Raw genomic sequence first — 12,095 nt, 5'->3', positions numbered from 1 at the left:
GAGGGCGTGTTATGCGCTCGTCCTGAAAGAGGCGGCAAACCGGGGTAACCGGAAGGCCCGAATGACCGGCCGGGCCAGAGGTGGCAGGCCGGAAATAAGGAGTGGAACGCGTGCAGCAGACCTGGCGCTGGTTTGGTCCCAAGGACCTCGTGAGCATTGACGATATGTTGCAGGCAGGCGTGGAGGGCGTTGTATCCGCTCTTCATCATGTGCCCAGCGGCGCGGTGTGGAGCCCTGAGGAAATCGCCAGGCGGCAGCGGGAAATTGCCACGCGCCGCGATGGCAGCCCTTCGGGGATTTCCTGGGACGTGGTCGAGAGCCTGCCCGTCTCCGAGGATATCAAGAAGCAGAAGGGCAACTGGCGCGAGCACATCGAGAACTACAAGATCAGCTTGCGCAATCTGGGCGCGGCCGGCATCGAAGTGCTTTGCTACAATTTCATGCCGGTTCTGGACTGGACACGCACGGATCTGGCCTGGCGGGTGGATCACGGCGGCACCTGCATGCGCTTTGACCATGCGGATTTCGCCGCCTTCGACATCCACATCCTGCAGCGCAAGGGCGCGGCTGAGGACTTCCCGGCTGAGATCGTGGAAGAAGCGGCCCGCCGCCACGCGGGCATGAGCGAAGAGCAGAAGAAGGCGCTGGCCATCAATGTCGCCTTTGGCCTGCCAGGTGCAGCGGAGCACATGACGCTGGATGATGTGCGGGCGCATCTGGCCGAGTACGGCGCGATTGATGCCGATCAGCTGCGCCGCCACTTCATTGCCTTCCTGGAGGAGGTGATCCCGGTGGCAGAGCAGGAAGGCATCCGCATGTGCTGCCATCCGGATGATCCGCCTTATCCGCTGCTTGGTCTGCCGCGCATCATGTCGACGGAAGCCGACTATGAGGCGATCCTTTCGGCAGTGGATAATCCCTCCAATGGCATCACCCTTTGCTCCGGCTCGCTGGGCGCACGCTCCGACAATGACCTGCCGGGCATGATGCGGCGCCACGGCTCCAAGGTGCATTTCCTGCATCTGCGCAACGTGAAGCGCGAGACGGATGCGCTCTTCGGCTCCTTCCATGAAGCAGAGCATCTGAAAGGCAACACCGACATGGTAGCGCTGCTGGCCGAGGTGGTGAAGGAAGAAGCTCGCCGCAAGGCCGAAGGCCGCAAGGATGTGTCGATCCCCTTCCGCCCCGACCATGGGCAGGATATTCTTGATGACCTGAACCGCAAGGCGCAGCCGGGCTATCCGGCCATCGGCCGCCTGAAGGGGCTGGCGGAACTGCGCGGCATCGTCACCGCGCTGGAGCACGCAGAGCACGGACTTCTCGCCCGCGCCTGAGGTGTATCAGGACTGGCACTTGAACATGCGCTGCCGTGGGGTTACCTGCGGCAGCGCATTTTGTGTATGGGGGAGGGCATCAGCGGATGAATGGACTTGGTAGTCTGGCGGGACTGTTTCTGGCTGCCTTTTTGGCGGCAACCCTGCTGCCTGCCCAGTCCGAAGGTGTGCTGGCTGCACTGGTGATTTCCGGTGGCTGGCCGTTGTGGCTTCTGCTGGGCGTTGCCACGGCGGGCAATGTGCTGGGCTCGGTGGTCAACTGGCTGCTGGGGCGCGGGATTGCCAGTTTCCGGCACAAGCGCTGGTTCCCGGTTTCGGATAAGGGACTGATGCGGGCCGAAGGCTGGTATCACCGCTATGGCCGCTGGAGCCTGCTGTTCGCCTGGCTGCCTGTCATCGGCGATCCGCTGACTGTGATTGCAGGCACATTGCGGGAGCCGTTGGGCATTTTCCTGCTCCTGGTCACCATCGGCAAGGCCGGGCGTTATGTCCTCGTAGCGCTGGCAGCGTCCGGGCTGGCCTGAGGCGCGCAGGGCTGGGAGCCTGCATCCGCATGGGCTTGCCCCGGCCGGTAGCTGCCGACGAAATACAGCGGACGCTGTTTCGTCTCGTTGAAGATGCGGCCCACATATTCTCCCAGAATGCCGAGCGAAATCAGCTGCACGCCACTGAGGAACAAGAGGCCGACCATCAGCGAGGCATAGCCCGGCACGTCTATGCCATGCAGCAGCACGTCGGTCACAAGGAACAGGCCGTAAATGATCGCAATGAAAGAGACCAGCACACCGGCGATGGACGCAAGCCGCAAGGGCACGGTGCTGAAAGCGGTCAGGCCATTGAGAGCAAGGCCGACAAGGCGGCTGAAGCTCCAGCCGCTCGCCCCTGCCACCCGCTCTGCGGGTTCGTAGGAATCTGCTTCTGGCGAAAGCCAACCCAGAAATACAGGCCCTTCATGAAGCGTGCCCGCTCGGGCATGGATTTCAGCGCATCCAGTGCGGCCCGGTCCAGCAGGCAGAAATCGCCTGCGCCGCGCGGAAGCTTGATGTCGGAAAGATGAGCCAGAAGCTTGTAGAACAGTCTCACGCCGGCGCGCTTCGCCAGCCCCTCGGTCGGGCGGACGGCCTGCGTGGCGTGGATGATCTGGAAGCCCTCATCCCAGGCCGCGATAAGCTCGATGATCTTTTCCGGCGGATGCTGGAGATCCGCGTCGATCAGGATGGCTGCATCTCCGCGCGCGTGGTCGATGCCTGCGGTGATGGCGATTTCCTTGCCGAAATTGCGGGACAGGGCGAGGATGCCGATGCGCGGGTCGGCAGCGGCAAGACCTGCGGCCACTTCCAGCGTGCGGTCGCGGCTGCCGTCATCCACCAGCAGGATTTCAAAGCTGCGGCCAAGCCCCTCGAGCACCGGGATAAGCCGTGCCATCAGCGGTGCCAGATTGGCAGCTTCATTGTAACAGGGGATCACCACAGACAGGTTCGGTGTGGGGATGCCCGGATTGGCCATTCTCGGATCTGTCATGAGGCGCGCTTTTGCCTTAAATGTCCCGCAGGATCGATTGAGCAGTAACTAGCCTTAGAGAGCGGGTTTTTCAAACAGTGATGTCCGGGAAAAAACAGGCTGTGCTGAGTGCTGATGACTATGGGCTAACGCCCGGTATCAGCGAGGGCATCCGCCAGCTGTTGCGCCAGCGGCGTTTGACGGCAACGGCAGCCATGACGGTGAGCCCCTTCTGGGCAGAAGAGGGGCAGCAGCTTCTGGCCGGGGCTGAGCAGATCGATGCGGATATTGGCTTGCATCTGACGCTCACCGATCACATTCCCCTGACACAGATGCCAAAGCTGGCGGAGGGCGGGCATCTGCCGTCAAACGGGCAGCTGATCATCATGGCCCTGCGCGGTCAGTTGAAGAGCGAAACCATCCGGCAGGAACTGGCCGGGGAAATCGCAGCCCAGATTGATGCCTTCGCGGCTGTCATGGGGCGGGTGCCGGATTTCATCGATGGCCATCACCATTGTCATCAGCTGCCGGTGATCCGCGATCTTGTGCTGGAGGCGTTTGCGGCCCGCATCGCGCCCCAGGGCGGCTATCTGCGCCTGTGTCAGGAGCCGCTGCCAGCCATTCTGAAACGGGGCAGGGCGGTGCCAAGAGCAGTTGCCATCAGCGCGCTGGGTCAGGGCTTTGCCCGCAAGGTGAGGACATCGGGGTTTCTGGCCAATGACAGTTTCCGCGGCGTGCGGGATTTCACGGTGCGGGAAAACACAGGCGATCTGTTCAGCCGCTTCCTGAGCGGCGATGGGGAGCGGCCGCTGATCATGTGCCATCCCGGCCTCGTTGACGGGCATCTGATCGGGCTCGACCCGCTGACGGACCTGCGGGAAGTTGAGCTGGAGTATCTCGCCAACGATGCCTTTGCTGCGCTTTTGGAAGAAAAGAACGTTCAGCTCGTCCGGTTCAGCGGCTTTTCCAGCCGCTGAACCGGAGTGCGTTTTATCAGCCCGTGATGGTCAGGCTGATTTCCAGCCGGTCATCCCAGCGCGCAGTCCAAAGGCCGGAGGCAGGGGCGTTCTGCACGCCGCTCATGGAACCGGTGATGATCCAGTCACCTGCCTTGAAACCGCCGAACCGGTCGCCGCCTGCATTGACATAGGCTGTCAGCGAGCCTGCCGGATCGATGTCATTGGGCGTGAAGGGCTCCGGGGTGCCGTCCCGCATCAGTACAAGGCGCTTTACCGGGGAGATGATATCGCCGGTAAAGGGCACGGGCGTGCCGAGGACAAGGCCGTCATTGGACAGGCAGTCGGCAATCTTCTCTTCCACTTCCACATCCTTCGCCAGCCACCGCGAGGCGCACAGCTCAAAGGCCAGAGCATAGTGGGAGACAGCTGCAAGGACTTCGTCACGGGTGTAGGGCTCGCCGTCGCGGAAGGGCAGATCCTTGCCAAGCTGCAGGGCGATTTCCGTCTCCAGAGCGTTGACGCGGCCAACGCTGGCGGGGCTCGTGAAAATGCGGCTGCCGTGGATCGGAGCAGTCATTGCGCCCTTCGGACCGGTCTCGGAGGTTTTCCAGTGGCGGACCGGAGCATCGCCCAGCAGCGCATGGACGCGGCGCTGGATCTCGTAGCCTTCCAGCATGGATTGCGGGCGGGCTTCTTCCGGCAGGCGCTCCAGCGCGCCGCCCTGACGGCGGCATTCGGCAAGCATGGCACTGGCCTGGGTCAGGCGGGCTTCAAGTGCGGCATCAAGTTTCATTGTTCCAGGTATCTCCGGTTCGGGGCCGTGAGGTTAATCAGGTTCATGCGGGCTTGAGAAGGTCAATTCTGCCAAGGGGCATCGCCCGATACCTTGGCCGCCGTTCCTGAAAGGAGGTCTTCCGCAGCTTCCCAAGCTGTGACAGCATCCCTTTCGGGAGATTCTTCAAGATGAAAGAACTGACACTCCGGCAGGTCGAGGTCATCCGCGCCGTTATGATGGCTGGAACGATCACGGGCGCTGCCAAACTGTTGAACGTGTCTGCGCCCGGCGTGAGCCGCCTGATCAAATACACCGAGGATTCTGCTTGGCGTGCGGCTGTTCGAGCGCAAGGCCGGGTTGTTTGTGCCCGTGCCTGAGGCGCAGAAGGTCTTCGACATGGTGCATCAGGTCTACCGGCAGATGGAAAACCTGAACCAGGCGGTGTCCTCCCTGCACAAGGGTGAGGAGTTCACCCTGTCGATTGCCTGCGCCCCGTCGATTGCCCAGTTCATCGCAGCACGTGCCATCCGCAATGTGCGTCAGCGCTTTCCCGATCTCTTCATTGATCTCAACATTCTCAAGATCGAGGAAACGCTCGACTACTTGCTGCTTGAGCGCGGGGAGTTCGTGATCATGAGTTCGGCCATGGACAATCCGGCGGTGGATTGCCAGAAGCTGGTGGAAGGGCGCCTTGTGGCCGTGGTGCCCGAGGGGCACAGACTGGCGCAAAAGCCGGTCATCTCCGTGCACGATCTCATGGAAGAGCCGATCATCGGCATCGACGAGAGCGATCCGTACGGACGCATCCTGTCTCACCCCTACCGGGATGCCGGGCTGGAACCGCGTTTTTCCATGCGCGGGCGCTTTGCGCAGACGATTGTCAGCCTGGTCCGGCACGGGCTGGGGGTCTCGGTGATCGACGAGTTCTCTGTCGCGGAAGTCTACATGCCCGGCCTTGTGCGGCGGCCACTGAAGGAGCCGGCTTCGATCAACGCCTGGGTGCTGACCAAACACGGACGGCAGCTCTCCAGCTTTGCTGAATTTACGGTCGAGCGTTTCCGGTACGAACTGCAACGCGCCCGTGCCCGTGAGGCCTGGGATCCTGCGCCTTCCGCAATTGCAGCGGGATGAGAGGCAAGATTAACATCATGTTACGGTGGCGGCGAAATCGGTATTTGCTGTTATCTCAAACTTCTGGCAATCAATGACCCGGGCGGCTCAGAAGGAGAATGGGCCGGAACCGTTCAAATGGGAGGATCTTCATGAAGAAGACGCTTATCGGCGCAGCTCTTGCGCTTGGGCTTGCTGTTGTTCCGGCTCTTGCCGAATATCCGGACAAGGAAATTCAGGGCATCATCCAGTGGGGCGCGGGCGGTTCTACTGACACGGTGATGCGTGCGGTCACCCCGCATGCCGAAAAGGCGCTGGGCGGCAAGATCGTCATGCAGAACGTCACGGGCGGCGTTGGCGCTCTTGCGTTGAACATGGTCGAGTCCGGTGATGCCGACGGCTACACCATTCTGTTCGGCGCGGAAAACCCGCTGCTCTACAAGGTGATGAAGCTGGGCGAGAAGGACTATTCCGACTTCGTGCCGGTCAACGTTCTGGCACGCGGCATTCCGATCCTGGTGGCTCGTCCGGACGCGCCGTTCAACACCTATCCGGAGATGATCGCCTACATCAACGCCAACCCGAAGGCAGTGAAGTTTGGCTCCACCGGTCCGGGCGGTCTGCCGTCCGTCGTGACCGCGATGATCAACCAGAAGACGCCGATCGACGTGACCTTCGTTCCCTATGACGGTGACGGCCTGGCCCTGACCGCCCTGCAGGGCGGTGCTATCGACGTGATGCCGGCCGTGCTGGGTGCTGCTGTCGAGAACATCAAGGCCGGCACGATGAAGCCGATCGCCCTGTTCGACGTCGAGCCGACCCCGGCCCTGCCGGACGTGCCGACGATCGTGTCCACCAACCCGGAGTTCTCCGAGCTTCTGCCCTGGGGCCCGTTCTTCGGCATCTTCGTGAAGAAGGGCACGCCGGACGACGTGGTTGCCAAGCTGGTGGCCGCTTATCAGGAAGGCGCCAAGAATGAGGACTTCCTCAAGCTGATGGACGGCCGCGGCTTCAAGATGATGTCGCTGTCTGGTGCTGAGGCTGAGGACTTCCTCAAGAAGTGGCAGTCCACCACGAGCTGGCTCGTCTGGGACGCTGGTCTTGCCAAGGCTTCGCCTGAGGAATTCGGCATTCCCAAGCCCTGATCCTCGCCATAAACCAGAAAACGCCGCCTGATCTTCCGGGGCTGGCCGCCAGATGGCAAGGGGAAAGCCTCCTGCCGGGTCCCGGAAAACGCTTCTGAAGCAGCCTGCATCATGCATGATTTCATGTGGTGCAGGCTGCCGAAGAGGGGCGGCGTTTTGCATGGGCAGGTGGTAAAACCCTGCCTGCCTGATCCGGCTGCTGGAGGTCACATGGAAAACCCGCAACCCCGCCACTCCTTTGAACTGGTTTTCAGCTTCTTCATGTTCGGCGCCAGTCTGTTTCTATTCTACACGGCATACGGGATTTCCGGCTTTGAGGCCCTGTCCGCACCGGGTGGCGTGCCGATGATGACGACCGGACTGATGACTGTGACCTCCGCCATGGTGCTGATCCAGACCCTGCGCAAGCCGGCGGAAGGCAACCAGTGGGCCTTTCGGGAGATCCTGCCGCTGCCGGTGGTGCTGATGACCGTGCTGATCACGGCCTATGCCTTTCTGCTGAAGCCGCTTGGCTTCATCCCCACGTCCTTCCTGTTTCTGGTCCTCGGCATCCGTATCCTGACCCGGCGCAACTGGGGCTGGACGGTGATGGTCTCGGCCGTCAGCATTCTTCTGATCTGGGTGATATTCCGGCTCATCTTCTCCGTGCTGATGCCTGCGGGCATCGTGCCGGAGGCGGAAATCCTCGCCTTCTTCCGCAATCTCATGGCGTGAGGCTGAGATCCTGATGGATATTCTCAACGCTCTTCTCGTGCCGCTGCTGGACATCAAGCTGCTTGCCCTCATCGCGGCAGGCACCATGGCCGGCATTTATATCGGCGCCATTCCCGGCCTGTCGGTGACGATGGCCGTTTCGATCCTGATTTCCTTCACCTTCTCCTGGGATGTGCTGCCTGCCCTGTCGCTGATGATCGGCATCTTCATGGGGGTGTATGGCGGCTCGCGCACGGCGATCCTGCTCAACATTCCGGGGGCACCTTCTGCAATTGCGACGGCACTGGACGGCTACCCCATGGCCCAGCGGGGCGAGGCGGGTGAGGCCATCGGTGTCACCACCGTCATGTCCTTCTTCGGTGGCCTGATAGGCATTCTGGTTCTGGCTTTCGCAGCGCCGGCCGTCTCCGATTTCGCCATCCGCTTCCAGCCGCGTGACTTCATGCTGCTGGCCATCCTCGGCCTGCTGCTGGTTGGCTCGCTGTCGGGGGAAAGCCTGGTGAAGGGCGTCTTCGCTGGCTCTCTGGGGCTGATGATCGGCTCCGTCGGTCTTGACCCGCTGACCATGGATCAGCGCTTCACCTTCGGCTCTCCGTCGCTCATGGGCGGCATCTCCTTCATTGCCGTGATGATCGGCATGTTCGGCGTTTCCGAAGCCCTGATGCAGCTTCACACGATCAAGTCCGAAGCCGTGAAGCAGAAGATCAGCCGCATCGTTCCGCGCTTCAGCACCATCCGCAAGCACCTGCCGCTGTCGCTGCAAACCTCCGCTATTGGTGTTGTCGTCGGCGCTTTGCCCGGCACAGGCGGGGATATCGCTGCGCTGATGGCCTATGACCATGCCAAGCGCGTGACCAAGAACCCGGAAGTGCCCTTCGGCAAGGGCGCCATTGAGGGGCTGGTTGCGCCCGAGACCGCGAACAATGCGGCCGTTGGCGGGGCCTTCATTCCGATGATGACGCTGGGCATCCCTGGTGATGCGGTAACGGCCATCATGATCGGCGCGCTGTTCATCCACGGCCTCAATCCGGGGCCGCTGCTGATGGTGCAGCAGCCGGACATGTTCTGGTTCATCGTCAGCGCGCTGATGATCGCCAACTGCTTCATGCTGCTCTTCGGCCTCACCGGCATCCGCCTTTTCGTCAAGGTGGTGGAGCTGCCGCGCGGTCTGCTGATCCCGCTGATCCTGCTCCTGTCCATCGTTGGTGCCTATGCGGTGAACAACCGGCTGGGAGATGTGTACTGGATGCTGGGCTTCGGCGTGCTGGGCTATTTCATGCGCCTTTACGGCTATGCCCTTGGGCCTGTCATTCTCGGCGTCATCCTGTCGCGCCTCCTGGATGACAACTGGCGCCGGGCCATCATCTCGGAGCAGGAAAGCCTGCCCATGCTGTTCAAGGGCATTCTCACCAGCCCGCTTTCGGCCACGCTTCTGGCCGGTGTGGTGCTGATCCTTCTGTCCAAGACGCCGCTCTGGCGCCGCATTTTCCGCAAGCGAGCCTGACACGCCATGTCCGCATCATCTTCCGCTGCCGTGCCGCAGACCGGCACCATCCGTCTCGGCCTCATCGGCGACAACATCGCCGCCTCATCCTCTCCCCGCCTGCATGTGCTGGCGGGGCTGCAGAACGGGCGCACGGTGACCTATGACCGGCTGGTGCCCCGGGAGATGGGCATGGAGTTTGACCCTCTGTTTGCCCATGTGGCGGCAGATGGCTACCGGGGCGTCAACGTCACCTATCCCTACAAGGAGCGGGCGGCGGCGAAGGTTCAGATCGATGATCCGCTGGTGCGGGCCATCGGCGCGGTCAATACGGTGATCTTCGAGGACGGCAAGGCGCGCGGCTTCAACACCGACTATTCAGGCTTCATCGCTGCCTACCGTGCGGTGCGCGGCGATGTTGCGCCAGGTCCTGTTTTGATGATCGGGGCAGGGGGCGTCGGCAAGGCGGTGGCCTTCGGCCTCATCGCGCTCGGCCTCACCGAAATCCGTATTGCTGACCGGGATGTGGCCAAGGCTGATGCTCTTACTGAAGCCCTGAAGGCGGTGCGCCCGGAACTCGTCACCCGCACCGGACCGGAGGCAGCAGAACTTGCCGCTGGCGCCAGCGGCCTTATCAACTGCACGCCCGTTGGCATGGTCGGCTACGGCGGCACGCCGCTGGAGCGGGCATTCATGACGGGCGCTGCCTGGGTGTTCGATGCGGTCTACACGCCCGTCGATACGCCTTTCCTCAAGGATGCGGAAGCTGAAGGCCTGACCATCATCTCGGGCTACGAGCTTTTCTTCGGGCAAGGCGTTGATGCCTGGGCCATCTTCACAGGACTGCCGCTCGATCATGGCCGCCTGCGCCAGGATCTCCTCAAGCCGGAGTGAACCGATGCTGAATTCGATCGCCACCGTTTCCATCTCGGGCAATCTGCCGGTCAAGCTGGAGGCCATCGCCAAGGCGGGCTTCCAGGGGATCGAGATCTTCGAGCAGGATTTCATCGCCTCGGACCTCAGCCCCGCCGATGTGGGCCGCATGGTGCGCGATCATGGGCTGACCATCACCCTGTTCCAGCCTTTCCGCGATTTCGAGGGCCTGCCGGAACCTTACCGTGCCCGCGCCTTTGCCCGTGCGGCGCGCAAGTTCGACCTGATGAACCAGCTGGGCACCGACCTGATGCTGGTCTGCTCCTCCGTGCATCCGGCGGCCATGGGCGGTATCGACCGGATGGCGCAGGATTTCCATGAGCTGGGCGAGCTTGCCGCCCGCTTCGGCGTGCGTGCGGGTTTCGAGGCACTGGCCTGGGGGCGTCACATCAATGACCACCGCGACGCCTGGGAAGTGGTGCGCCGTGCGGACCATCCGCGCATCGGCCTGATCCTCGACAGTTTCCACACGCTCGGGCGTGGTATTTCGCCGGATTCGATCCGCGCCATTCCCGGCGACCGCATCTTCTTCGTGCAGCTGGCCGATGCTCCGGCCATTCCCATGGACCTGCTCTACTGGTCGCGCCACTTCCGCAACATGCCGGGGGAGGGGATCTGGATGTGACCGGCTTCATGCGGGCGGTGCTCTCCACCGGCTATTCCGGGCCGCTGTCGCTGGAGATCTTCAACGACCAGTTCCGCGCCGGCCTGCCGCGCCTTGTGGCGCTGGATGGCCACCGCAGCCTTATCGACTTGCAGGACCGGGTGCGCCGGGCTGAACCGGCGCTGACCGTCGACCTGCCGCGTTTCCCCGCACCTGCCCCTGTGCAGGGTGTTGAGTTCCTCGAAATCGCAACGTCGGAAGCTGAAGAGCCGGCTATCGCTGCCTTCCTGGCCGCCGCAGGCTTTGCCCCCGTGGCGCGGCACGTCTCCAAGCCGGTGACGCGCTGGAGTCAGGGGCGGTGAACATTCTCGTCAACACCGCCGTCACCGGCTTTGCCCACACGGCCTATGTCACCCACGGCACGACCATTTCCGAAATCGCGCTGAAGGTGCCCGATGCCGCCGCTGCCGCAGAACGGGCGCAGGCGCTGCTGATTCCGGCGCATCAGAGCCATATCTCCGAAGGGGAACTGGCCATTCCCGCCGTGCGCGGCCATGGCGGCAGCCTGCTGCGCTTTGTCGATGGCGGGGAGATGCTGGGCCGCTTGTGGGATGTGGACTTCCGCCCGCTGCCTGATGCTGGCAAGGCAGCTGCCGCCACAGGCGCCGGGCTGAAACGCATCGACCATATCGCCCAGACCATGGCGCATGACGAGATGCTCAGCTGGTCGCTGTTCTACCATGCCCTGTTTGATGCCCGCCGCTCCCCCATGGTGGACGTGGCCGATCCGGACGGGCTGGTGAAGTCGCAGGCGCTGGAAACCGGTGCGCTGCGCATCACGCTCAACGGCTCGGAAGCACGCCACACGCTCGCAGGGCGCTTCGTCAAGGAGAGCTTCGGCTCCTCCGTCCAGCATATCGCCTTTGGGACAGATGACATCTTCGCTACCGCTGCATCGCTCAGCGCCCGTGGCTTCCCCATCCTGCAAATTGGCGCCAACTATTATGCCGACGTCGAAGCCCGCTTCGGTCTCGACCCGGCGCTGGTGGCCCGCATGAAGGCGGCAAACGTGCTTTATGACGAGGATGCAGGCGGCAGCTTCTTCCAGCTTTATTCGCAGACTCGTCCGGAGGGACTGTTCTTCGAATTCGTCCAGCGCGGCGGCAACTATGCCGGCTACGGCGCCCCCAACGCCCCCTTCCGCATCTCCGCCCAAAAACGCGCCTTGAGGCCAACAGGTATGCCGCAGGCGGAGTGAGGGTTATGGGTGCGGTTCGTCGCGCTATCTCCGCTGCTGTCTTCGACGTGGTGCGGCCTACGCGCGGCGCTATTTGCGCTCAATGGTCTGTCCGGTTGTTCGGGGCAGCTTAAGTCGAAAGCGATCTCAGGAACGCGTCGATCTCTTCACCGAAAAAGTACCAGAACGGCATGACGATAAGGGCCGTTCCGGTCAGGTCTGAGAGGAAGCTCTTGATGAACTCAAGCCAGAATGGAAGGGGGCTTGTCAGTCATGCTTGCCAGCATTTTGTAATTCATCG

12 protein-coding genes and 1 pseudogene are annotated in these 12,095 nt (G+C 62.5%); 10 read left to right on the top strand and 3 right to left on the bottom strand.

What is annotated here, in order from left to right; translation table 11 throughout:
• Nucleotides 1–110 precede the first annotated feature (110 nt).
• Nucleotides 111–1,334 (top strand): mannonate dehydratase, encoded by a 1,224-nt coding sequence (gene uxuA / locus ACQB61_RS13475; protein WP_430514372.1) that lies wholly within the window; start codon nt 111–113, stop codon nt 1,332–1,334.
• 86 nt (nt 1,335–1,420) lie between these two features.
• Entirely contained in the window at nt 1,421–1,858 is a 438-nt protein-coding gene (locus ACQB61_RS13470; protein ID WP_430513030.1) for a YqaA family protein, read from the top strand.
• Here the strand turns inward: ACQB61_RS13470 and ACQB61_RS13465 are convergent.
• Nucleotides 1,819–2,223, bottom strand: coding sequence for a hypothetical protein (locus ACQB61_RS13465; RefSeq protein WP_430513029.1), 405 nt, complete (start codon nt 2,221–2,223; stop codon nt 1,819–1,821). The two genes, ACQB61_RS13470 and ACQB61_RS13465, sit on opposite strands and share 40 nt — an antisense overlap.
• Nucleotides 2,163–2,855: a glycosyltransferase family 2 protein gene (locus ACQB61_RS13460; protein ID WP_430513028.1), complete on the bottom strand. Its 693-nt coding sequence runs from the start codon at nt 2,853–2,855 to the stop codon at nt 2,163–2,165. The genes ACQB61_RS13465 and ACQB61_RS13460 overlap by 61 nt, the downstream gene beginning before the upstream one ends.
• 101 nt (nt 2,856–2,956) lie before the next feature.
• On the opposite strand from ACQB61_RS13460, the gene ACQB61_RS13455 reads away from it, so the two are divergent.
• Nucleotides 2,957–3,811, top strand: a complete 855-nt coding sequence (locus ACQB61_RS13455) for a ChbG/HpnK family deacetylase (protein ID WP_430513027.1) — start codon at nt 2,957–2,959, stop codon at nt 3,809–3,811.
• Nucleotides 3,812–3,827: 16 nt separating this feature from the next.
• On the opposite strand, the gene ACQB61_RS13450 is transcribed toward ACQB61_RS13455, so the two are convergent.
• On the bottom strand, nt 3,828–4,586 hold the full coding sequence (locus tag ACQB61_RS13450) for a hypothetical protein (RefSeq protein ID WP_430513026.1): 759 nt from the start codon (nt 4,584–4,586) through the stop codon (nt 3,828–3,830).
• 170 nt (nt 4,587–4,756) lie between these two features.
• Here ACQB61_RS13450 and ACQB61_RS13445 point away from each other — a divergent pair, with 170 nt between their 5' ends.
• From ACQB61_RS13445 to ACQB61_RS13415, 7 genes and pseudogenes are all read left to right on the top strand, one after another.
• Nucleotides 4,757–4,945, top strand: coding sequence for a LysR family transcriptional regulator (locus ACQB61_RS13445; RefSeq protein WP_430513025.1), 189 nt, complete (start codon nt 4,757–4,759; stop codon nt 4,943–4,945).
• A complete protein-coding gene (locus ACQB61_RS13440; RefSeq protein WP_430513024.1) occupies nt 4,899–5,699 on the top strand; it encodes a LysR substrate-binding domain-containing protein in 801 nt (266 codons plus the stop codon). Before ACQB61_RS13445 ends, ACQB61_RS13440 begins: the two co-directional genes overlap by 47 nt.
• Before the next feature lie 131 nt (nt 5,700–5,830).
• Nucleotides 5,831–6,823: a Bug family tripartite tricarboxylate transporter substrate binding protein gene (locus ACQB61_RS13435; RefSeq protein ID WP_430513023.1), complete on the top strand. Its 993-nt coding sequence runs from the start codon at nt 5,831–5,833 to the stop codon at nt 6,821–6,823.
• A gap of 210 nt (nt 6,824–7,033) precedes the next feature.
• Entirely contained in the window at nt 7,034–7,537 is a 504-nt protein-coding gene (locus ACQB61_RS13430; protein WP_430513022.1) for a tripartite tricarboxylate transporter TctB family protein, read from the top strand.
• A 13-nt stretch (nt 7,538–7,550) separates the two neighbouring features.
• Entirely contained in the window at nt 7,551–9,041 is a 1,491-nt protein-coding gene (locus tag ACQB61_RS13425) for a tripartite tricarboxylate transporter permease (protein WP_430513021.1), read from the top strand.
• A gap of 6 nt (nt 9,042–9,047) precedes the next feature.
• Complete coding sequence (locus ACQB61_RS13420) at nt 9,048–9,914, top strand: shikimate dehydrogenase family protein (RefSeq protein ID WP_430513020.1); 867 nt, start codon at nt 9,048–9,050, stop codon at nt 9,912–9,914.
• Between the two features lie 4 nt (nt 9,915–9,918).
• Nucleotides 9,919–11,815: pseudogene (locus ACQB61_RS13415) on the top strand (bifunctional sugar phosphate isomerase/epimerase/4-hydroxyphenylpyruvate dioxygenase family protein).
• Nucleotides 11,816–12,095: the final 280 nt, after the last annotated feature.

This window comes from Pannonibacter phragmitetus (genome assembly GCF_050510895.1).
Classification (GTDB): domain Bacteria; phylum Pseudomonadota; class Alphaproteobacteria; order Rhizobiales; family Stappiaceae; genus Pannonibacter; species Pannonibacter phragmitetus_B.
Note: the sequence above shows the minus strand (reverse complement) of the source record. Positions and strands in the feature narration are given on the sequence as shown.

Coding starts and splice junctions, on each gene's coding strand:
- ACQB61_RS13445 (WP_430513025.1), top strand. CDS start 4,757: ATGAAAGAACTGACACTCCGGCAGGTCGAGGTCATCCGCGCCGTTATG.
- ACQB61_RS13420 (WP_430513020.1), top strand. CDS start 9,048: ATGTCCGCATCATCTTCCGCTGCCGTGCCGCAGACCGGCACCATCCGT.
- ACQB61_RS13470 (WP_430513030.1), top strand. CDS start 1,421: ATGAATGGACTTGGTAGTCTGGCGGGACTGTTTCTGGCTGCCTTTTTG.
- ACQB61_RS13430 (WP_430513022.1), top strand. CDS start 7,034: ATGGAAAACCCGCAACCCCGCCACTCCTTTGAACTGGTTTTCAGCTTC.
- ACQB61_RS13425 (WP_430513021.1), top strand. CDS start 7,551: ATGGATATTCTCAACGCTCTTCTCGTGCCGCTGCTGGACATCAAGCTG.
- ACQB61_RS13460 (WP_430513028.1), bottom strand. CDS start 2,855: ATGACAGATCCGAGAATGGCCAATCCGGGCATCCCCACACCGAACCTG.
- ACQB61_RS13435 (WP_430513023.1), top strand. CDS start 5,831: ATGAAGAAGACGCTTATCGGCGCAGCTCTTGCGCTTGGGCTTGCTGTT.
- ACQB61_RS13450 (WP_430513026.1), bottom strand. CDS start 4,586: ATGAAACTTGATGCCGCACTTGAAGCCCGCCTGACCCAGGCCAGTGCC.